Source organism: Reinekea sp. G2M2-21, assembly GCF_015687175.1.
Taxonomy (GTDB): Bacteria; Pseudomonadota; Gammaproteobacteria; order Pseudomonadales; family Natronospirillaceae; genus Reinekea.
Genome location: NZ_JADPQG010000004.1, coordinates 218,142 through 241,102, shown reverse-complemented (window position 1 = coordinate 241,102; position 22,961 = coordinate 218,142). Strand labels below are relative to the sequence as shown.

General features: G+C 49.8%; 16 protein-coding genes. 8 read left to right on the top strand and 8 right to left on the bottom strand.

What is annotated here, in order from left to right:
* The first annotated feature begins 17 nt into the window (after positions 1-17).
* Positions 18-2,321, top strand: coding sequence for an ATP-binding protein (locus IYN85_RS16250; protein ID WP_196159973.1), 2,304 nt, complete (start codon positions 18-20; stop codon positions 2,319-2,321).
* A 12-nt stretch (positions 2,322-2,333) separates the two neighbouring features.
* Here the strand turns inward: IYN85_RS16250 and IYN85_RS16245 are convergent, their stop codons facing one another.
* The 6 genes from IYN85_RS16245 to IYN85_RS16220 all read right to left on the bottom strand — a co-directional run bounded on the left by IYN85_RS16245 (position 2,334) and on the right by IYN85_RS16220 (position 8,899).
* A complete protein-coding gene (locus IYN85_RS16245) occupies positions 2,334-3,005 on the bottom strand; it encodes a YdcF family protein (protein ID WP_230390820.1) in 672 nt (223 codons plus the stop codon).
* Positions 3,006-3,202: 197 nt separating this feature from the next.
* Positions 3,203-3,610 (bottom strand): PilZ domain-containing protein, encoded by a 408-nt coding sequence (locus IYN85_RS16240; protein WP_196159971.1) that lies wholly within the window; start codon positions 3,608-3,610, stop codon positions 3,203-3,205.
* Positions 3,611-3,717: 107 nt separating this feature from the next.
* On the bottom strand, positions 3,718-4,938 hold the full coding sequence (locus IYN85_RS16235) for an argininosuccinate synthase (RefSeq protein WP_196159970.1): 1,221 nt from the start codon (positions 4,936-4,938) through the stop codon (positions 3,718-3,720).
* Between the two features lie 128 nt (positions 4,939-5,066).
* On the bottom strand, positions 5,067-6,815 hold the full coding sequence (locus tag IYN85_RS16230; RefSeq protein WP_196159969.1) for a GspE/PulE family protein: 1,749 nt from the start codon (positions 6,813-6,815) through the stop codon (positions 5,067-5,069).
* Positions 6,812-8,287 carry an inorganic triphosphatase gene (locus IYN85_RS16225; RefSeq protein ID WP_196159968.1) on the bottom strand — a complete coding sequence of 492 codons (1,476 nt, stop codon included), beginning with the start codon at positions 8,285-8,287 and terminating at the stop codon, positions 6,812-6,814. The genes IYN85_RS16230 and IYN85_RS16225 overlap by 4 nt, the downstream gene beginning before the upstream one ends.
* A gap of 189 nt (positions 8,288-8,476) precedes the next feature.
* On the bottom strand, positions 8,477-8,899 hold the full coding sequence (locus IYN85_RS16220; RefSeq protein WP_196159967.1) for an OsmC family protein: 423 nt from the start codon (positions 8,897-8,899) through the stop codon (positions 8,477-8,479).
* A 290-nt stretch (positions 8,900-9,189) separates the two neighbouring features.
* Here IYN85_RS16220 and crp point away from each other — a divergent pair, with 290 nt between their 5' ends.
* From crp to pyrF, 4 genes are all read left to right on the top strand, one after another.
* A complete protein-coding gene (gene crp / locus IYN85_RS16215; protein ID WP_196159966.1) occupies positions 9,190-9,840 on the top strand; it encodes a cAMP-activated global transcriptional regulator CRP in 651 nt (216 codons plus the stop codon).
* Positions 9,841-10,060: 220 nt separating this feature from the next.
* Positions 10,061-11,452 carry an oxygen-independent coproporphyrinogen III oxidase gene (gene hemN, locus IYN85_RS16210; RefSeq protein ID WP_196159965.1) on the top strand — a complete coding sequence of 464 codons (1,392 nt, stop codon included), beginning with the start codon at positions 10,061-10,063 and terminating at the stop codon, positions 11,450-11,452.
* Between the two features lie 165 nt (positions 11,453-11,617).
* Positions 11,618-12,871 (top strand): amino-acid N-acetyltransferase, encoded by a 1,254-nt coding sequence (gene argA, locus IYN85_RS16205; RefSeq protein ID WP_196159964.1) that lies wholly within the window; start codon positions 11,618-11,620, stop codon positions 12,869-12,871.
* 175 nt (positions 12,872-13,046) lie between these two features.
* Positions 13,047-13,844, top strand: a complete 798-nt coding sequence (pyrF, locus tag IYN85_RS16200; protein WP_196159963.1) for an orotidine-5'-phosphate decarboxylase — start codon at positions 13,047-13,049, stop codon at positions 13,842-13,844.
* Positions 13,845-13,899: 55 nt separating this feature from the next.
* Here the strand turns inward: pyrF and IYN85_RS16195 are convergent, their stop codons facing one another.
* Together IYN85_RS16195 and msrA are read right to left on the bottom strand one after the other, a co-directional pair.
* The gene (locus tag IYN85_RS16195) at positions 13,900-14,169 is read right to left on the bottom strand and encodes a hypothetical protein (RefSeq protein ID WP_196159962.1); all 270 of its coding nucleotides are present in this window, start codon (positions 14,167-14,169) and stop codon (positions 13,900-13,902) included.
* Positions 14,157-14,777 (bottom strand): peptide-methionine (S)-S-oxide reductase MsrA, encoded by a 621-nt coding sequence (gene msrA, locus IYN85_RS16190; protein WP_196159961.1) that lies wholly within the window; start codon positions 14,775-14,777, stop codon positions 14,157-14,159. Before msrA ends, IYN85_RS16195 begins: the two co-directional genes overlap by 13 nt.
* A 79-nt stretch (positions 14,778-14,856) precedes the next feature.
* Here msrA and IYN85_RS16185 point away from each other — a divergent pair, with 79 nt between their 5' ends.
* The 3 genes from IYN85_RS16185 to IYN85_RS16175 all read left to right on the top strand — a co-directional run bounded on the left by IYN85_RS16185 (position 14,857) and on the right by IYN85_RS16175 (position 22,504).
* Positions 14,857-15,255, top strand: coding sequence for a PilZ domain-containing protein (locus IYN85_RS16185; RefSeq protein ID WP_196159960.1), 399 nt, complete (start codon positions 14,857-14,859; stop codon positions 15,253-15,255).
* 96 nt (positions 15,256-15,351) lie between these two features.
* A complete protein-coding gene (gene pbpC, locus IYN85_RS16180) occupies positions 15,352-17,634 on the top strand; it encodes a penicillin-binding protein 1C (protein ID WP_196159959.1) in 2,283 nt (760 codons plus the stop codon).
* Positions 17,635-17,644: 10 nt separating this feature from the next.
* Positions 17,645-22,504: an alpha-2-macroglobulin gene (locus IYN85_RS16175; protein WP_196159958.1), complete on the top strand. Its 4,860-nt coding sequence runs from the start codon at positions 17,645-17,647 to the stop codon at positions 22,502-22,504.
* Positions 22,505-22,961: the final 457 nt, after the last annotated feature.

The following is a 22,961-nucleotide window of genomic DNA, read 5'->3' as shown; positions in this document are numbered from 1 at the left end:
TTAATAACGGTTCATCAATGCCGAAGACTTTGAAAAGTAAGTTTGCTTTATCGACACGCCGTTTAGCCGTTTACTGTTTACTCAGCTTTCTATTTGCACCGTTTTCTCTCGCCACTGAAAACTCGGGGATGTGGCTGGATTTGTCGGATCGAACCATCGAACAGTTAATCGCTACGCCCGTAGGTAACTTACAAGCTGCGGAGCAAACACTGCCCCTGACTGGCGGGGAGTTCTGGCACTACATGCCACTTTCCGCCAATGGCACGGATCAGTATGTCATTGATTTTCAAAGTACCTCAGTTGTAGGTCTGTTCACCCATTACATTGTGGCTTCTGACAACTCCATTGTCGCTCAGGTCGACGGCGGCATACAAAGCAAGAGTATTAACCCCTATTTTTTACGCCATGGTCGCGATCTTGACCTGCAAGCGGGTCAATACCGGGTATATACCCGAATAGACACACCCTTTTTACTGGCACAACCGCGGCCTAAAGTTTATCAGCGTCTGGATTACATTCAGTCCATCAAGTTGGGCAATGCCATCACGACGCTGGGTTTGGGCGTCTTTTTGGCTTTAGGTGTTTACTATTTTGTACTGGGTATCACCCGGCGCCAACCTACTGACTACCTATACGCTATTTTTATTTTGGGCAACCTAATCTACAACAGTACGGCACTTAATGTGTTCAGTGATGTCTTCGGTTTGCCGGTTTTTTACAGCATTGGCTTTCCAATCATGGCCTCCAACATCGCCTATATCGCATTTGTCATGGCGTTGCTGGGCATCACCAAAAAACGGGCGCCCAAGCTGCATTTCGCTGGCCTAGCCGCTATGATCATTCTCGTCAGTTTCTGGCTAATCGTGCCCTTTGTGCCCAATATGAGTCTGGAGTTCGCGCGCTACGGCGTTGCGGTATTCGGTCTTTTTGGCATCACTAGCGGTATTATCATGGCATTTAAAGGGCAGAAAACGGCACGATACTACCTGATCGCTAATGTCGCTTTTCTGATTCCCGGTCTCATGTCGATCGCGCTGCAGTCGCTACCAAACAGCACTCTGTTTATTGAGCACCTCGGACTGTTTGCCGTCGCCATGGAGGTCGTATTGTTGTCGCTGGTTTTGAGTTATCAGCTCAGCGTCGTTTACAAAGAAAAGTCAGCCAACCTGATTGCCACTCAAGAGGCTTTGGCAATTGCGGACAATGCCGTGAAAACCAAAGAACGGTTTCTTGCAAACATATCGCATGAACTACGAACGCCTTTGAATGCCATTCAAGGATCAGTCGACCTGCTGAGCGGTCAACACATCAGTGCAGAAGGCAAGGATCATATTGAAATCATCCGTCATTCCTCCGCATTTCTGCTTTTTCTGATTAACGACATCCTGGATTTAGCTAAGTTAAACGCAGACATGCTGCTTATTGAAAAACGAGCATTTAATCTACGGGATATGGTCACCCAAATCTGCAGCATTTATGGCAGCAGCTTTACCGTGAATTCTAAAGCAGAATTCAAACTGATCATTGATGACAATGTTCCACTGTTCATCTACGGCGATGAGCGCCGCATGGAACAGGTAATCGCCAATTTACTCAGTAACGCCTTCAAGTTCACGGATGCTGGCACCGTAACCTTCAAACTGACCACTATTGATAACGGCCAATACCTGAGATTTTCAGTTCAAGACAGCGGTATCGGCATCGACCCAGAAAATCTCAGCTCTATGTTCTCAGCGTTCACACAGGCAGACTCTTCCATCTCCAGAAAATATGGAGGTACTGGACTGGGGCTAAGAATAGCATCAAGGATTGTGGAATTAATGGGAGGTGAGATGTCTGCGGCAAGCCAGCCCGGTCAAGGCTCTGAATTCTGGTTCACGGTACCACTCACCATCGCTAACGAAACTCAAGCCATCAACACGCAAACGGAAGTTGGTTCTCAAGACCTGACTTTTCCTGACTTACACGTCATGGTTGTCGATGACAATGCGGTTAACCTCAAAGTAATAAATGCCATGCTTAAGCGCTTGGAGACTAAAGTCACAGCATTCAACAACGCTCATGATGCCGTGAACTTTACCGAAAGAGATGGGGTCGACCTGGTGATTATGGATGTACAAATGCCCGAAGTTGATGGGCTCACTGCTTCACAGCAATTAAGGGAGTCCGGCTTTAACAAACCCATCATCGCCTTTACCGCAAACGCCAGTGAAAAAGACCAGATTGCCTGTTATGAAGCTGGGATGAATGACATTCTAATCAAGCCAATCAAACTGCAAAACCTGATCGACTCTCTACGTAAATGGCGAAGCCGAAGTTAACGATCTCCTGACTCAATCATCACCAAACTCGGTAATACTTGCACAATCTGAGGGAAACAAAGCGCTTGTTTTGCCGGTTAATCGGTAAACCAGCAGACCAATCCATTCCTGTGTCACGCGGTCCAACTCCCATAAGTGGTCTGACAAAGACCATTTGGGCACCCAACTCAAACTGGCTGTAAAATGGTCGACTGGGTACGGTTCAACGGACCAGCCCAACTGACAGAAAACGCCGAGCGACCTTGGCATGTGATAAGCACTGGTGATCAGCCACCAGGTCTCAGACGGTTTCGGTTGCATCAATTCGCGAGTGTAAACGCCGTTTTCATAAGTATTCCGACTACGATTTTCAAAGGAAATCCTGTCCAGATTCAAACCCATATCCTGATACAGTTGGCGAGCGATTGAAGCTTCGCTGAGTTCGGGGCTCAGCAACTTGCCGCTGCCGCCGGTAAAAACCAATTTGGCGTCTGGATAGCGGCGAGCCAGAACCATGAAAGCAAGCTCCCTCTCGGCGGCCTGATTTAACTCCCAATGCTGCCAATATGCGACCTGGTCGGTTAGCCAAGCACCGCCTAAAACGATAATTCCATCTGGAACGGTCTCAGTTTTTGGTAAAGTTGTAAAGTTCTCCAACGGCCTCACCAGCCATTGCCCGACAGGATAAAAACCGATTAATACCATACAAGACAATGCAAGAACCCATAAGAGTCTCGAGATCCTAGTCCAGTTCAGTCGGCTACACAGCCATGCCAATAAAGGGAGAATCAGTAACCAAGTGCTGGGAGTCAGAAATGGCCGGAGTATTTTTGAGGCAATAAAAAACAGAGAATCCACGGAGCATCACAAATCAAGTAAATGAGCTCAGGATAATAAAGGAATCAGCGTGGAAATTCCCGAGCGTATTTTTCGATCCACTCCATGGCGGCTTCTTCGCCGGAAAGGCTACGTCCTTCTTCCGACATCACTTTTCGCTTATAGTGCTCTATGTGACAGACCTGCTCAACCATACGGAAGCTGAAAGCCTCTGCAGAATCCTTGAAACGTACCCCAACATGGTAAGACGACTCAACACGGCGACACCATTTCACTTCGCAATCCGCTTCGAAACTGGGATCCTGAACATATATATTCACATGTATCACTTCCCCCGGCGGAATAAAGTGATCCGTTGAGAAGCTCAAGCCACCCGCACTGACGTCAAGCATCGCATTTCGAATGCAGTAATAGTGGTCCTGCAAAATGTAATTGATCGGGATATCCGTTGGGTGCCGAATAAAATGACGCATAGACTCTCCAGGCCAGCTTGCGCGTGCGCCTGCAAAGTATAGACAAAAAAAAGCACCACACGATTTTGGTGATGCTTTTTGGCAGATCCAGGCTTAAAAAAACCGGCTTAGAGTTGAGAGCGTCCTTTTGCCGCTGCAATTTTTAATCTCAAAGCGTTCAGTTTAATGAAACCCTCAGCGTCATGTTGATCATAGGCACCTGCGTCTTCTTCCATAGTCGCAATTTTCTCGTCAAACAGGCTGTCTGGCGATTTACGACCAACCACAATCACATTGCCTTTATACAGTTTCACACGCACAGTCCCATTAACAGGTTCTTGGGAAGCATCGATCATCTCCTGCAGCATATGGCGTTCAGGGCTCCACCAGTAGCCGTTATAGATCAGTTCAGCGTATTTTGGCATCAGGCTGTCTTTCAAGTGAGCCACTTCGCGGTCCAGAGTAATGGACTCAATGGCGCGGTGAGCTCGCATCATAATGGTTCCCCCTGGTGTCTCGTAACACCCACGGGACTTCATTCCCACGTAACGGTTTTCAACAATATCCAGACGACCAATACCATTGTCACCACCAACCTTGTTCAGATATGTCAATATTTCTGCTGGTGACATAGGTTTACCGTCAATGGCAACAATGTCCCCTTTTACGTATTCCAGTTCCAAATAGGTCGGTTGATCTGGTGCGGCTTCAGGACTAACGGACCAACGCCACATGTCTTCTTCCGCTTCCGCCCAAGGATCTTCCAAAATGCCACTTTCGTAAGAAATGTGCAGCAAGTTGGCGTCCATCGAGTACGGTGATTTCTTCCCGGCCTTATTAAAATCAACCGGAATACTGTGTTCCTCACAATAAGCCATCAGCTTCTCGCGCGAGGTCAGATCCCATTCACGCCAAGGAGCGATCACTTTAACACCCGGTTTTAGCGCATAGGCACCCAACTCAAAACGGACCTGATCGTTGCCCTTGCCGGTCGCACCGTGTGAAATGGCATCCGCGCCGGTTTCATTGGCAATTTCAATCAATCGTTTGGCAATCAACGGGCGAGCGATTGACGTACCAAGCAAGTATTCGCCTTCGTAAATGGCATTCGCCCGAAACATCGGAAACACATAATCTCGGACAAATTCTTCACGGAGGTCTTCGATATAGATTTCTTTGATTCCCAATGCCTGTGCTTTGGCTCGAGCGGGCTCAACTTCTTCACCCTGGCCCAAGTCAGCCGTAAAGGTCACCACTTCACAGTTGTACGTTTCAGCGATCCACTTAGCGATAACCGAGGTATCCAGGCCACCGGAATAAGCCAATACAACTTTTTTAATATCGGACATGAGTACTCCCTTTCGAGCGGGGTTGTTAATAAATTCAAGATGGGCATTGTATGAATTGCGACAGCGAATCACCAGTGAAATGCGGGCAATTGTCTATTGCAGACCGTGCTTTTTTTGGGGCTGGCCGGTTAGCGGGTGTCGGGAGTCACTCTGAGCACCTCTTCGGCAGTGGTCTGACCCGCTGCTATTTTCCGGGCACCGGATAGGCGCAAACTGAGCATCCCTTTACGAATAGCTTCTTTTCGCAATGTTTGAGGGTCACAACCGTCTTTCACTAATTCCGACAACGAGTCGTCCATGACGAAACTCTCATATACCCCCGAGCGGCCGAGAAAACCCGTATTTCGACATTCCAAGCAGCCTACTGGCTGATACACTTTAGCAGGCTTACGCGCAGACCAAGGCTTGACCAGCTGTTGCCAGGTTGAGTCATCCACCGCCGCTTCCGTTTTACAATGAGGGCAAAGGGTACGCACAAGCCTCTGTGCCATGACACCGAGAACTGTCGATTTAATCAAATAGCCGGGCACGCCCAGATCCATCAGCCGGGTTATCGCAGACGGGGCGTCGTTGGTGTGAACGGTTGATAAGACCAGATGACCTGTTAGCGCAGCCTGAATCGCCATCTGAGCAGTTTCGAGATCCCGGATTTCACCAATCATGATGATATCGGGATCCTGTCGCATTAAAGCCTTGACACCATCGGCAAAATTCAGACCGATAGTGGCTTGAGTTTGCATTTGGTTGAACGCAGGCTCCACCATTTCAATAGGGTCTTCGATCGTGCAGACGTTCACTTCTGGTGTCGCCAGACTTTTAAGCGTGGAGTACAGTGTGGTGGTTTTACCCGAACCAGTGGGGCCGGTCACCAGAATAATCCCATTGGGTTGCCGGATCATGTCATTCCAGTTGTTCAGGTCTTCATCTGCCAACCCCAGCTGATCGAAGCTTTTCAACAATACTTCCGGGTCGAAGATCCGCATGACCATTTTTTCGCCGAATGCCGTCGGCAGCGTGGACAAACGCAATTCGATTTCTTGCCCGTCCGGGGTTTTGGTCTTCACGCGTCCATCCAATGGCTTACGTTTCTCCGCAATATTCATTCGTCCGAGAATTTTGATCCGGCTGACGACCGCTAAACCAACCTGAATGGGCATCTGATAAACTGTATGCAACAGGCCATCGATGCGAAACCGGATGTGAGAATAGTCACGTCGAGGTTCAATGTGAATATCGCTAGCACGCTGTTCGAACGCGTACTGAAACAACCAATCTACGATGTTAACGATGTGTTCATCGTTCGCATCCGGGCTGGACATTTTGCCCAACTCGATCAACTGCTCAAAGTTACCAATACCCGAGCCCGAACTGTTGCCCTTTGCCCCACTGACAGAGCGGTTGAGCGCGTAGAACTCCAACCCAAAACGCTCAATGTCTTCGGGCGTGGAGAGTACCTTTTCAATTTTGCGTCTTGTAACCTGCTCTATGGTGTCTTCCCAGCCAGTGAGTAAAGGCTCACTGGTAGCAATACGAACAGTTGATTCCGTCACGGTCAAAGGCAACAGGTGGTAGCGTTTGGCGTATTCAAAAGACATGATACTGGCGATTGACTCAACATCCACCTTGAGCGGATCAATGTGCACGAAAGTCATATCCAGATTCTGCGCAAGCCACTGAGTCAGGACTGAACTCGTGAGTTTTTTCCCGGCATGCAGCGCATCATCCAGCGCCAAACTAGCAATCTGTTCGACTGCCGACTTTTGTACGTTAACTGATTTGGTACGTGCCTGTTTAAGCTGAATCGCGGTAATTCGCTTGTCCGCTTCCAGATTTACCAGTAAATCGTCGACCCGCAGCTTGCCCGGTAATAACTTCAAACGCCTCCTCCCTGAAGATGTTCACGGCTGCGGATCAGTTTATTAGCGAGCTGTTTAATATCCCGCAGAAGAACCGTCTGCGAACGCGCCCAACTATGAACACTGGCTTGCTGTTCGACTGGCAACTGATTCAGCCAATCTTTCAAACGGACCACCACATCCATCGCGGACAACCTGGACAGGTTATCGTTAAGCGCCTCTAATGGCGCGCGTAACGTGCCCATTTGCTGACCATAAAGTCGATCAAAGTACTGGCACAGCATCAGTAACCGATGCACTGCGGGTGACTGAGATAAAGCGTGGCTGGCAGACCCGGCAAAACAATCGGATTGAATATCTTTCAGAGCTTTGTCGAAGCAATAATCGATGCCATCGGTCACTGGCATTTCCGCCACCCTTAAATGATCATCGGACTGTCCATTACGCCATTGCTGGCCGTGTAACCATGCGGTAAGCGACAAGGTTCGATGCCCCAATTCCGGATTGGCACGCAACGCCTGTAAAGCCCGCAATGCTTTTAAGGCTTTGCTTTGCTGCAAGCTGACCGCAACTGTTTGCGGTTCCTGTTCTGCGTCTTGCGACAGCGCAAAGCAAGCCGGCCACCAACTCAGGATTGGTTTTACAGCGCTGCTGATCCAATCGATTTGTTCATGAAGGAATTGGATTTGAGATGTTGGCAACATACCCTGAAACCACTCGATTTCAGCTTCCATATTGCCCAGTGTGGTGACAAATGCCTGCAAATGACGCCATTGTTGCGTAGACCAAAATACCTGCCAATGACGCTGCAGTCGCTCCATCTCATAGCCAAACAACGCACAGAACGCACTTTCCATGCTCTGCTGCGGTACCAGATCGGGCAACTCTACCTGCACATCCTGATTGTTCTGACATAACCGATAGCCGCGCTCAGCCTTAGACAGGTCGGATGGCATAATAGCGACTTGTTCACTGATCGTTTGTGCCAACTGGAACAGATCATCGAGATTTCCAGCTTTCAACTCCAGCTCTAATTCCGAAATCTGGTCTTGCCCCAACTCGGTAATAACGTCACCCACATCCAATACCAGTTCAATGGTGGATTGCTGATAGGTAATTAACCAGCAAGTGCGGTTAAAGTTCGTCTGAAAAAGTGGTTTCAACTGGCTCTCATTGGCGACTATAGGCAGGGCACCATCGGGAAAAAGACTCAGGTTGAGCTTGGCACCGGGAACAGGATACTCCCACTCTTCACGACGATGTAAACCGCCAATGTTCTGCCCCCTCGTTTTCAGTGTTTGTACGAAGCCTATTGGTGTCTGGCGGACTCGAAGTGCAGCGCCATGAGCTGTCAGCTGTCGATCTGCAGTATCATAATAAGTGTTTTCCAGAGTGAAGGCCTCTGGCGTATAAGGAGAGAGCAGATCAAGACCTAGTAACTGCTCAATGGACCCCTGACTGATGGTTAGCTTTAGCTCAATTTCCTGTGACATGATCGACTACTCTACCTGACTGCATGATTTTTTTTATTGTGTGTCGCTTTGGGAAACCCCCAATGCAATAAGTTGTCTCGAATACAACTCACTGCAGTGTACCTAAGCGAGCAATAAAAAAAAGCGCCTTAACGCACGTTAGGGTCAGGAAAATGGCCTGAATCATCGATTTAACAGGAAAAATTGACTTCAATCTACCTCAACGATCTCAAAATCATGCGTGATCTCAACGCCACCGCGTTCCAGCATCAACGATGCGCTGCAATACTTTTCAGCTGACAGTGAGACTGCCCGTTCGACCTGAGCTGGCTTTAACTGGCGGCCCGTCACCACAAAATGGATATGAATTTTAGTAAACACCGCCGGTACTGTATCGGCACGCTCAGCCGTCAATTCTGTCTGGCAATCCACGACATCCTGACGGGATTTTTGCAAAATGGACACCACATCATAGGATGTACAACCACCTAGGCCGACCAGCACCAATTCCATAGGGCTCGGACCTTTGGCCTGATCCGAATCTTTGGCAGCACCATCGATAAAACCGTCAAATCCACTATTCGATTTATAAGAAAAAGCCTTATCGCCAACCCAGTTCAGTGAAGCTTTCACATTTGTCCCCTTTTAAAAACAACGATACAGTGAGCGGTGCAGTCTAATGAAAGTTTTATCGCAACACACCATGAAGACTGTTTAAATGGCATCGCGATCTTGATAATTCAAGCTATTCTTAGGCACTTACACCTTTGATAGTCGTTCGAAAAAACGGGACGTGCGTCAAACATCAAGGTATTGGGCGTAGCCAGTCAGGGTTATATACCGCATAATGGCTGGAATAACCTGGAAGAAAGGCCATACTGAAGCGGATTTTGGCCTTACAGTTAAATTGGAATTCACGATTTATGGTCAACAGCACACTAGAACACAAGCATCTCGACTACTTTCTGTCGCAGTGCCACCGCCGACGGTACCCGTCTAAAACTACGCTGATCTACGCGGGTGATAAGAGCGACTCTCTGTATTACATCATCAAGGGCACGGTGTCAGTCATCATCGAAGAAGACGATGGTCGCGAAATGATTATGGCTTACTTGAACGCGGGCGATTTTTTCGGCGAAATGGGGTTGTTTGACTCTATGAATTCCCGTTCTGCCTGGATTAAAACCAAAACCGAATGCGAAGTTGCTGAGATTTCTTACTCAAAGTTCAGGGAAATCACCCAGAATGATGCAAGAATTCTCTACTTCATCGGCGAACAAATGGCGACGCGGCTGCGCAATACCACCAGAAAGGTGGGTGACCTCGCCTTTCTTGATGTGACTGGGCGCGTCGCACGCACGTTGCTGGAACTCTGTAAACAACCGGATGCCATGACTCACCCGGAAGGTATGCAGATTAAGATTACCCGCCAGGAAATCGGTCGTATTGTCGGTTGCTCGCGTGAAATGGTCGGCCGGGTTCTCAAAGGACTGGAGGAGCAAGGTTTGGTGTCGGTTAAAGGAAAAACAATGGTCGTCTATGGCTCTCGCGAGTTTTTCCAGCAAGGTGGTTAAACAGATTATCGGTCACTAAAAAATTCAAAAGGGACGCAAAGCGTCCCTTTTTTTACAAATCCAAATCATAATGCCAGCCCGATCTATCTTAGGGTTTACCTCTTGATATTCGTTCTCGTTCTTTTATGCGAATCAGTATCGTTTAAAGACAGTCTTGATGCATATCAATGTTCCAGCACAGCTTTTGCCTTATTTTTCAGCAAAAGTACTGGAGACTATAATGACGCAACCAAACAAATGGTATGTGCCATGGGATGATGCGCTCATTCGAAAATACGACATCAATGCACCCCGTTACACGTCCTACCCTACAGCGGTACAGTTTCATGCTCTGCAACCCATTGAGGTGCAACAACACCTGGATGCCCAGCGTTCAGTCACTAAACCCCTGTCACTCTACATCCATATACCATTTTGCCAACATATTTGCTTCTACTGCGCCTGCAATAAGATTGCGACGAAGGACAAAGCCAGGGCAGATCAGTATCTGGACATACTTGAGCGCGAAATGGTATTGCATGCCCGCAACTTCGGACACCGCCCTATCACTCAGTTGCATTTGGGCGGCGGTACACCCACGTTTCTAACCCTCTCACAGATGTCCCGTATGTTGGACTTGGTTGGAATTTATTATGACTGGGATCCAGTGGCACACTCAGGTGAGTTTTCGATTGAGCTAGATCCCCGAGAAACCACCGACGACATGCTGCAACTGTTGCGCTCAAGGGGCTTCAACCGGGTTAGCTTTGGCGTACAGGACTTTGACGAACAAACACAAATCGCCATTAACCGGGTACAGTCGTTTGATCTGGTGAGAAGTAAGGTAGAACGCGCCCGCGAACTCGGGTATCAATCGGTTAATTTTGATCTCATCTGTGGTCTGCCGCATCAGTCCAGTGAATCTTTTGCCCGCACCTGGGAAAAAACGCTGACATTAAGCCCAGACCGCATCAGTCTGTACAACTACGCGCATCTTCCAGAGCGATTTAAACCACAAAGAAGGATTGACTCTGCTACAGTCCCAGCTGCAGACGCAAAGCTGACTATTTTGCGAGATAGCATTGAACTACTTCAGCAGTCTGGGTATCTCTATATCGGAATGGATCATTTCGCTAAGCCAACGGACGAGTTAGCGTTGGCATTGGAGCAAGGTACCCTTCAACGCAACTTCCAAGGCTATTCGACCATGTCTGAAACAGACATGCTGGCACTGGGCGTATCCGCAATCAGCCAGATCGATGGACTGTATATGCAGAACCATCATGAAATAGAGCCGTATGAAAACCTCATTAATGAAAGCCAGTTGGCGGTTAAGCGGGGCATATTTCTCAATGAGGACGACAAAATCAGACAGTGGGCCATTGGGCAACTGGCCTGTCAGGGTCGTTTGAATTTGCGTGAACTCGGCCAAAAGTTCTCCATTAATGCCCATGAATATTTCGGCAACGAATGGCAACGGTTAGCGGAACTGGCCACTGATGACCTAATCGATGTCACGCCGGACATTGCTACCGTTAAGCCTTTAGGTCGGTTGCTTCTGCGCCCCATACTGTTGGCTTTCGATGCTTACTTCAATGCCGAAGTCGCCACGCGGTTCTCTAAAGTCCTTTGAGAGATCTGGCATCGGTTACTGACCGGCGCCAGATTTCCAGACGCTCAACACAAACTCCTGCGCTCAATTTATTGGCCGTGAGCCTTGGCGGCGCTGGCGGCTTTTCAATGAAGGCGATACACTCCTGCTTTCTTTACCACACCACCATCAGGAGTCAGTTCATTCATGGATTTTGTCAGCCACTTTCGCAACAGTGCACCTTATATTCACGCCTATCGGGGAAAAACGTCGATCATCTGGCTGCGTGACCGGGTACTGGATAGCGAAAGGCTGCGGTCCATTATTTCTGATCTTACCCTGCTCAACAGTCTAGGTTTGAAGCTGGTTATCGTTTTTGACGCTGAACGTACCGACACCCGTGTGAACGAAAGACAGATCATTGATGAAGCCATACTGCAGAGTTTGATCAGTGAGATCGGTCATCACCGCTACACCATTGAAGCGCTGTTCAGTCAGGGAATTGCAAACTCCCCGATGCATGGCGCCAAAATGCGGGTGGTCAGTGGAAATTTCGTGATGGCCAGACCCGCTGGTGTTTTCGATGGCCAGGATCTGAAAGCTCAGGGACGGGTTCGTCGTATTGATCACCTTGCGATTCGCGCCCAACTGGAAAAACAGGCCATCGTATTGATACCGCCACTAGGTTACTCAGTCACTGGTGATATCCTGTACTTGCCGCCTGAGCAACTCGTTGTTGAACTTGCCCGTCAGATGGGGGCCGACAAAGTAATAATTGCCGGAGAAAATCCACTACCCATCACCAAGGGCCAAAAAGAAATGAGCGTTCATGAGCTTAACTCTATATTAAGCCAAGAGTCCTCAGACCAAGACGCATACTTGGAACTATCGGTGGCCAGCGCAGTCGCCGCAGCAGGAATTGCTCGTTGCCATGTCGTCGATGGCAGTGCCGATGGTTCTTTGTTGTCCGAATTATTTACCCGCGACGGTGTTGGCACGCTGATCGCGTTAGACCAATATGACACCTTCCGACGGGCACGTATTGATGACATCCAGGGTATCCTGGCGCTTCTGAAGCCGTTGGAAGACCGTAATATTTTGGTCAAGCGCGATCCGGAAAAGCTCCAGGCGGAAATCGACCATTTTATCGTGAATGAACGAGATGGCATGATCATTGGTTGCGCAGCGCTTTACGCTTTAACGGCAACACAAGCAGAATTGGCCTGTGTTGCAGTGCACGCGGATTACCAGAAAAATGGCCGCGGAGATGCCTTATTACACTCCATCGAAAAACAGGCCCGACAAGACAAACTGTCTGAGCTTTTTGTATTGACCACGCAAACCGAGCATTGGTTTGTCGAGCGGGGCTTTAAACCGGTGAGCGTCAGTGCACTGCCGGAAATGCGCCAGCAGCTGTATAATTTTCAGCGTAATTCCAAGGTATACCTGAAAACAATTTAGCGCCGCACAACCGTCGGAATAGTAAGGTCCCCAAGCGATGCGCGTCACAACCCCATCGCTCCTGTCCGACTTTACGCAAAGACATGACTGTAAGGCTCGCTGGCGCTTTCGCAGAGTAGGCAGTGAGTAACCATATGAAACACAAGTCGAAGACTTTTGACACCGGAGATTACCGTTGAGCTTTATTAATCAAATTACAACTCGCTGGGCAGAACAAACACAGGTGTGTGTTGGCCTTGATCCCTACCCGGAACTGTTCCCCGCACATATTTCGTCAATTTTCGAATTCAACAAAGCCATTATTGATGCCACTGCCGATTTGGTATGCTGTTATAAGCCGCAATTTGCACATTTTGCGGCGGCGGCAGCCGAAGATCAGTTAAAACAAACTATCGCTTACATTAAAACCGCATACCCGCACATTCCGGTCATTCTTGATTCCAAGCGCGGCGATATTGGCTCAACAGCGACAATGTACGCCAAGGAAGCCTTTGAGCACTACCAGGCCGACGCCGTCACCGTGAACCCTTACATGGGTTCCGACACCGTCTTGCCATTTGCGGACCATGCGGAAAAGGGCGTTATCGTCCTGTGCCGGACATCTAATCCATCCGCGACAGAATTTCAGAATCAATTAATTGATGGTGAACCCCTGTACATCCGGGTAGCCCGCATGGCTCAGGAACATTGGAATGCCAATGGCAACATCAGTTTGGTGGTTGGCGCTACCGCTCCAGAAGAAATGGCCAACATCCGGGCAGTTGCCCCGGATTTACCCTTTCTGGTACCTGGTATTGGCGCTCAGGGTGGCGACCTCAAAGCGACCGTGAACGCCGGACGCTTTCCTCAGGGCCATGGGTTGATGATCAATTCATCGCGCGCTGTGCTTTATGCCTCTAATGGTTCCGATTTTGCTCAGGCTGCACGAGCAGAAACCGAAACCCTTCGGGATGCGATCAATCAACTCGCCTGACAACAGTTAACGGCTTGTTAATCGAGTTTATGCCCATGCTGGGCGTACACAAGCATCAGGCCAGAGACGCGACAATTTGCCGTATCCGGGTCGCATCCTGGTCTGAAACTTGATCAACGGCCATACAACCTTCAACAAACTCTGTCAGCCACACTTGCCATTGTTCCGGCTTTGCCGACTGATCATGCCGGTTCATTTCCAGCAGTTCCACTTGTGGAATCACATAGCCCACACAAAACAGATCATCATCTGGACACTGTAATTCAAACTGTCGCAGCGTCTGTAAAACCGTTTCAGACCATTGCGTTGCGCTTAAATCGGACATACCACTCCGGTTCCTTTCAAACCACAGTAACCGTTTGGGTTCTTGTGCAGATATTGCTGGTGGTACTCTTCAGCAAAATAGAACGTCGGCGCGGGTTTCAGTTCTGTCGTAATCGCCCCCAACCCTTTTGCCGTTAGCTGTTGTTGATAGGCCTGTTTTGACTGTTCGGCAACGGCCAGCTGAGCGTCCGAACCATAGATAGCCGAACGATATTGGGTACCGATGTCATTCCCCTGTCGCATGCCCTGCGTTGGGTCGTGGGCTTCCCAGAATGTTTTCAGCAGATCCGACAGGCTAATCTGAGTAGAATCGTAAACAACCTGAACGATCTCAGTGTGACCAGTGAATCCTGAACACACCTCTTCATAGGTAGGATTCGGTGTTGCGCCTCCGGCATAGCCAACTGCCGTATTCTGAACACCGGGTAATTGCCAGAACAGACGCTCCGCCCCCCAAAAACACCCAAGTCCCAGCCAAACAACTTCACAACCTGCGGGCACCTCACGCATGTCGCGTGCAAACACAAAATGGTTGAAATTGAGACTCATCGCAGTGTCCCGCCCTGGGAGAAGTTGTTCTTGAGTGGGTAATTCTTTGATCTTTGACATGGGTTTCTCTCTTCGTGTGTTGCAGCTTAAATGCGCCCGCTCTATAGTGATTTCAACCCGCAGTTTACTGGAACAGGATATGGAAACCGAAAAGCGACGTTTTCAACGTATACCCTTTGATGCAAAAGTACGTTTAACCCTTACGGATGCTGACCGGGAACCGATCATCGGCGTGCTGCAGGACATCAGTCTCAAAGGCGCGTTGATCGCCATCAGCGAATCTTATCCGCCACTGAATATCGGCGATAGGGGCGAGTTGGCCATTGCACCCGATCAGGGCGATTTCGAAATCACGCTAACCGTTGATGTTGCCTATGTCCTCTCCAGCAAGCATCATTATGGGCTGAACATCATGAGCTTTGATGTCGAGTCAGCCGGTCACCTGCGGCGTCTAGTGGAAGTGAATCTGGGCGATGAACAGAGCTTGCAGCGCGAACTGAGCAATCTCGTGGACGCCATGGAAGAAGAGCACCGGTAAGGTTAACCCCTGCTGCGTTGGTAACAAAAGGATGTTTGATTTTCTGCTATGGTAAAACCCTTCTTTAAACGGCGGCTTTTTCTCCTGCTGTTGATTATGCCCACCCTGTTTTTTTGTATCGATCTTCTCTGGCCAACCGACCTCGAACCGAGACCTGGCAGCCGGATTGTGCTGTCGGCAGACAATCAACCTTTACGGACGTTTGCGGACGACCAGGGAATCTGGCGCTATCCCATCAGTCTGGATCAGGTGTCGCCACTGTATCTGGAGGCACTGGTCAATTACGAAGACCGATATTTTTATCACCATCCCGGCGTCAACCCCTTGTCCCTGGTCCGAGCTCTCTGGCAGGCTCTGAAAACCGGTGAAATCGTCTCCGGCGGCTCAACCCTCACCATGCAGGTAGCACGACTCAGGTACCCAGAATCACGCACGCTGTGGGGAAAAGTTAAAGAAATCATCCGCGCCTGCCAGCTCGAATTACATTATTCAAAAGACGATATTCTGACTTATTACATCAACCATGCTCCGTTTGGCGGGACTATCGAAGGTGTCCAGGCAGCCGCACTGACTTATCTGGGATATGACGCAAAAGACCTGACTCATGCTCAGGCCGCCTTATTAGCGGTTTTGCCACAGGCACCAACACGTTATCGACCCGACCGAAATCCAACTTCAGCACAAGCCGCCCGAGATAAGGTGATCCAACGATTGGTGGATTACCAAGTTTGGGATGAACAGATCGCTCAAGATGCACAATCAGAACAGGTCACTCAGTCGCCCGGTTATCGATACAGCATTGCTCCGATTCTGGCGCGCCGCCTGGCCAACCAGTCAGACCCCGGTGTGATTCATTCCACCATAAATCTGGCGTGGCAACAGAGCGTTGAGCGCCTGGTTAAGCATTATGCGCAAAGCATCGACCGGCACGTCTCTGTTGCGGTACTCATCATGAACAGCAAAACCGGCGCTGTCGAAGTTTACACCGGCAGTTCTGATTTTCATGACAATCAACGCTTTGGGCAAGTCGATATGGTGCAGGCCATCCGCTCACCGGGCTCGACGTTAAAACCCTTTATCTACGGCATGGCGCTCGACCAGGGTTTGGTCCACAGCGAAAGCCTGTTGATGAATGTGCCGTTAAAATTTGCTGACTATCAACCTGAGAACTTCAGTGGCGGCTTTACCGGTCCGGAGTCGCTCAGTCATAGCTTGGCGGCCAGTTTGAATGTCCCCGCCGTTCAGGTCCTGGAACGCGTCGGTCCGGTTCCCTTCTACCTGGCACTCCAACAGGCCGGTGCCACACTTGCGCTACCGGGCAACGAACGACCCAGCCTTGCGATTGCACTGGGTGGGCTTGGAACGAACCTGGAAAGCCTGGTCAGACTAATGTCCGCGCTGGACAACAATGGCACAACCCAAAAACCGAGATTTTTGATGGAATCAGCCCAGGAGGCCAAGCCTTTGTTATCGCCAGGAGCGGCTTGGATTATCCGGGACATTCTCGCCAGACACGCCAGTAATCCTTATGGCATGGCCATTAAAACCGGGACCAGTTATGGCTTTCGAGACAGCTGGGCTGTTGGTGTGGTCAATGGCTACACGTTAGGGGTATGGGTCGGTCAGCCAGATGGCACACCGCTTACCGGTCACTACGGCCGACAAACCGCCGTGCCGCTGTTGACCAATGTTGCGTCCAGAATTCTTGGGCAGAATCCGATGCCGGCCAGACCAGCAAGTGTCACGCAGCAAAGTGTATGCTGGCCCACTGGTCAGCCGGAAAAAATCGATTTATGCGATGAAGCACACGACGCCTGGATACTCAACCAAACCATACCCGAAAGCTGGATGACCCTGACAGATCAGGACAATAGTTTAGTCAGCCCAACAGTACGCCTGCGATTGGCGCTCGACAGCGGCCTGCAAGTGGCTTTCGGCTGTGATCTGGCATCAAACGAATCCACCACCGTATTGTGGCCAGCCCCTTTGCAGCTTTGGCTACCAGAGGCGTATCAAAATCAACATCGACTACCGGTCTTCGATTCCCGATGTGCTCGACAATTGGTCGCTACTGCTCGCCTGCCCTTCACGATTGCCGGCATCAATGAGGGCGATGCCATGGTGGTTAACGAGCAGACACAAGGCAACATCAAAGTGCGCGCAGAGGGTGGTCAGCCACCCTACTATTGGTATGTAAATGGTGCGATGATGCCCACAAATGGACCAAATCTGTCCTTAACGATAGACGGCGAACAGCACTATGAAATCATCGCCATGGACTATCATGGCCAGATTGATCGAAAACAATTTAACACTTACTTTTCAAACTCACCGCCCACGGATGATTCGCGGCTTCCAATCACAACAGACCACTTATAAGGAATCGACAATGACACGATGGCAAAAACTTTTGCTGCTCGGCTTGACGGCAATGTGCGCTTGCACAGCAGCTTGGGCTGACTTTTATGCTTCGAAAGTCAGTGAAACCAGTTACGACAACTCACCGGCGTTGGTTATCCGGCTAACGGACGCCTTGAAGCCTGGAACCGCGCTGGAGGATTACGTGACAGTAACTCCCGCGTTGGATAACGGCTCGCAATGGCTAACCCTGGATAACGGTTACAGCTGGACGCTGCCGTTCGTGGAGCCCAATACAAAATATGCCATCACCTTCAATCGATTGCCCACCTCAATCAATAATGAAACATTTGCCGTCGTGGAAATAAACAGCTCTAACCGGCAGTATTCCGACAAATGGCAAGTCACCACGGCACCGTTATCTCCGTCAGTCAGTTTTGCGCAAAGTGGACAATACTTATCCGCCAATGCGGCGAATGCATTGCCCGTCACCGTTGTGAATGTTGAAGAGGTTGATCTGGATATTTTCCGTGTACGAGACGATCAGGTGACCTCCTTTTTAAATCAGACTTTTTACAGCGGTCGCCCTTACTACGATCGTCTGACTCGCCTCAGCACCTGGGCGGATCTGGTTCACACCGCCCGTTACCAGCTGGATGTCCGTCCTCACAAACGCGACACCGTGAATCTGGATATCACACCGGCCACCAGCCAGTTCACCAACGGCATTTACGTAGCCGTTATCCGCAAGCCCGGTGTCTACGAATACCGCTACGACACCACTTTTTTCACGCAGTCGGATATCGGTTTGCATACGCGGATCATGGGCAATGAGATCCAGACCATCGTCAACTCAATCAGTACCGGCAAGCCGATGTCTGGCGTCGAGGTCACCTATTTATGGAACCAATCCAACAGCCAGGTGCTTCGTTCTCGCACCGAAACCACCAATGACCAGGGCCTAGCCAGTAAGCTCAGTACCAACATGCCAGCACTCATCGTCGCTGAGTTTGGTAACCAAATCAGTTTCTTGCAGCCGAATCAAAACAAGTTAGACCTCTCCGCATTTGCCAATGTCCCGACCCGGCATCAGGCACTCCAAGCCTTCATTTATGGACCACGGGATCTTTATCGCCCAGGGGAAACAGTCGACATCAATATGCTGATCCGGGATTTCGACGGACGAGAAACAGACGACATGCCAGTGAATGTTGATATATACGATGCCCGAGGGTCTCGCGTTGAACGCTTCACTTGGTGGAATGAAAACAGCGGCATCTACCGTCATCAACTCACACTCGACACGAACGCCCCCACCGGCGACTGGAAGCTGGTGATGCAACAGAATCAGAGCATTACCGGCGAGTATCGATTTAAAGTAGAAGAGTTTTTGCCTGAACGACTGAGCTTAAGTTTTTACGATGGTGTTATTGAAAAATATCGCTATCTTTCATCACGCACAGCCACAGTACCGGTTAACAGCCAATACCTCTATGGCGCTCCAGCGGCAGGTAACAAAGCCGACGCCGTGGTTAGTGTAACCGCCGCGACTGATTTATTTGAACAATGGGACGACTACCGATTCGGCAACCCAACAGAGCGCATCGTACAGAAAACCAAAAAACTCGATGCCATCACTTTGGATGACCAAGGTGATGGAAACTTTCGCATGCCTGGAGATTGGGCATCAATAAAGTCACCCTTGGCCATGCGCATCACCGCCAGCGTTTATGAAACCGGCGGCCGTCCGGTGACACGCAGTCAAACCGTTATTTCTCTGCCGACAGGCAACAACCAATTTGTGGGCGTGCGACCGCAATTCAGCGAACGGCCAAAATCCAATCAAAACGTCATTTTCGACCTGATCAGCGTTGATGCGGCCGGGCAACCTTTAAGCGATGACGTTGAAGTAAGCCTGGTTCGAACCACACGTGATTACTACTGGTATTACGATGACAACAATGGCTGGAACTGGCGCTGGCGTAACGATGCCTACGTGGCGTTTGCGAAACGGTTAACCATCGAAAAAACCGGCAGCGAAATAGAGATTCCCCTGGCTTGGGGAGACTACGAACTGGAAATCACCTCGGCTAGCGGCAGTAAAACTGTGTATCCGTTCAGAACTCAATACTATTGGGGCAATGGTGACGCTAACGCGCTCAAACCCGAAGTCATCGATATCCTGTTGGATCAGGACCACTATCGACCGGGCAGCGATGCACTGGTCCGTTTCCAATCGGCAAACGCCGGGCCAGGTCTGCTGCAGGTTGAAAGCAGCGAAGGCGTTCTTTACAGCGAAACCTTCAATGCCAATGTAGGCGCAAATGAATTAACCCTGTCGATAAATCCGGACTGGAATCGCCACGACCTGTATCTGACGTTAATGGTATTGTCCCCCGCAGACCAAATGACAGAACTGGCCCCCAAACGCAGTCTCGGCATTTCGCATTTACCGATTCTTCGCGAAGCATCCAAGTTGAATGTCAGTATCGACGCACCTTCGAAAATCGAACCCAATCAGCCTGTGCGCGCTACCGTGACCATCGATAACCCTGAAGACGCTCAGGGTGCGCCAGTTTACGCCACTGTCGCCCTGGTCGACATGGGGGTATTAAACATCACCAACTACAAGCGACCGCAACCGGAACAATATTTCTTTGCACCGCGTCGTTTTGAAAATCAATACCTCGATCTGTATGGCAAGGTCATTAACAACCTGGGCTTCAAAACTTATCAGCAGCGATTTGGGGGCGGCTTTGCAGATTCTGACGACGCGTTGTCACGCGGCGGTGATAAACCGCAAAGCGAAGTACAGATTGTCTCCTTCTTCAGTGACCCAATTAAATTGATCAACGGAAAAGGGACCGTCGAATTTGAACTGCCTGCCTTTAACGGCCGCGTGAAATGGATGGTGGTCACCTGGTCGGCCAATAGTTTCGGCAGCGCCGAAGCCGAAATGACCGTCGCTGATCGATTGGTCACACAAATCGCCATGCCCCGCTTCCTGGCTATGGGCGACGAAAGCCAGCTGACATTGGATCTGCACAACTTATCCGACAAAGCTCAGCAGCTCACCGTAGAAATGCAAATAAGCGGTAGCCTCAGCAGTCCTTACCAAGGCCAAACCATTGAACTGGACGATCGCCAAAAACGCAGCTTGGTGATCCCCATTGCAGGTACTGATTATCAAGGGAGCGGTGATATTCAATTGACCGTCAGCAATGGCGAGGACATAAACCTGATCCGCAGTTGGCGTTTAGGACTTCGTGCGCCGTTTCCATTGCAAACTCGCGCCGAGCGACAAGTGATCGAGGCGAACACCTCTTGGCAGCCACAAGCAACCGTGAGCGACCTTATTGCGTCTACAGTGAAAGCACAGCTGACCCTTTCCGACAAACCCGCCATCAATTTTTCCAGTCACGTAGATTACCTGTTGCGCTACCCCTATGGCTGCCTTGAGCAAACCATCAGTTCCACCTACCCTTGGGTGCTCGTTGATCAGGACCTCTATACCGAACTGAATCTACAAGATTCATTCGCCTACCGGATTAACGAAGCGTTCACCGACGCCCTGCGCCGCGAGCAAATTGAAGACGGCATCGCGTTGCTGTTGAAAAAACAACACAGCGACGGCTTTTTCGGTTATTGGAATGCCAACTCAACCGCGTCCATGTGGGGCAGCGCCTATGCCACCGAACTATTACTGGATGCTCGGGAGTTGGGCATCTCCGTTGATAACGCGGCGCTGAGCCGAGCTTTGGATGCACTGGCAAATATGGTTCGCGGTTATTCCGCTGCCGACATCTGGACCGATAACATCAACGCCTATCAAACCAGCTACCGCGCCTATGCCGCCTACGTACTGGCAAAATCCGGTCGCGCGAACGTCAGCGATTTGCGCCGTCTTCTGGACCAGATGACAGCGACCACAACCAATCATTCCAGCCTGCCCTGGATGCACATGGCCGCGGCGTTCAAGCTGCAGGGAGACATGAATCGGGCACAGCAAGCCGCCAAACAAGCATTGGCCACCAAACGTGAAACCAATCGCTACTATGCAGACTATGGCTCCACAGTCCGAGACTTAACATTGTCGCTCGTTCTGGCGCTTGAACATGGCTTCAACGAAGGCGATATCGCCATGAATCTGGAGTCTTCCTTGGCAAACCGCCGCTGGATGAGTACACAGGAACGGATCTCCCTGGTCAGACTGGCCAAAGCTTATTTAGCCAACGGAAATGAATGGCAGGCGACATTAATTGCCCAGTCCTTTACTCAAAACCTGCAGCAATCCAAGCCATTCAATACCGTCATTAATGCGGATCAACTGCAAGATCTGAACAAGGTCAGTGCTCAGGATCGACGACTCTACGCCAGCCTGCGTTGGCAAGGTGTGCCCAAAACGGCCCCTGCCGCAGAGCAAAATGGCATGAACATTAATCGACAATACTATGACTTACAGGGTCGACGGATCGACTTCACGAAGCCTGTTCGATCAGGCGATTTGATCATCGTGCGAATTGATGCGCAAAGTCAGGAGTACCGATTCCCAGAAGCGCTGATTGTCGACTTGCTGCCGGCCGGTTTTGAACTTGAAAACCAGAACCTACTGAATGCATCAGTCAACCTAGATACTATCGAAGTCGATGGCAAGAATGTCGGGGACTTCTTCCGTTCGTATCGGATTGACTATGAAGAATATCGCGATGACCGCTATATCGCAGCCGTTTCCCTGGTTCCCTACAACGCAACAACGCTATTTTATCTGGCCAGAGCTGTTACGCCGGGCACCTATGCCCTGCCCAACAGCTACATTGAAGATATGTATCGACCTGAAAACAACGCTTTAGGCTATTCACCGGGAACCGTCACTATTACCGTCGCAGACTGACCAGCGGCGAAGTCAAAATGAAGCACAACTAGTGCTTCATTTTGCACCACTACTGACAACAGCACGCACAATTATGGCGCGAGATTAAGAAACTTGTACAGAATACGTGCCGCAAATGCCCTGAAATTGCACAGACGTATATCAACAAAATTTCAAAAGATGAAAAACAACATTGAAGTTTATGGCAAGACGTGGCAAGTTTCTGGCCTGACGCCCATTTTCGGGCAACTGTCTGTAAATAGTCATTTGGTCTAGATCAAATAACATACAACTCTCAAAAATATGACAGGTTTTTAGTTAGTTTGAGTCTCCATTCGTAGTATTGGCTCGCTTCTTGTTTATGGAATGCGACCTTTCTATGAATGAGAATCGGGATGATAATCCAGCCCGCTCAGAATAACTTTTATAAACGTACTTTCGGGTACGAATAATAATGCAAGATGGCTTCCACAAGAGG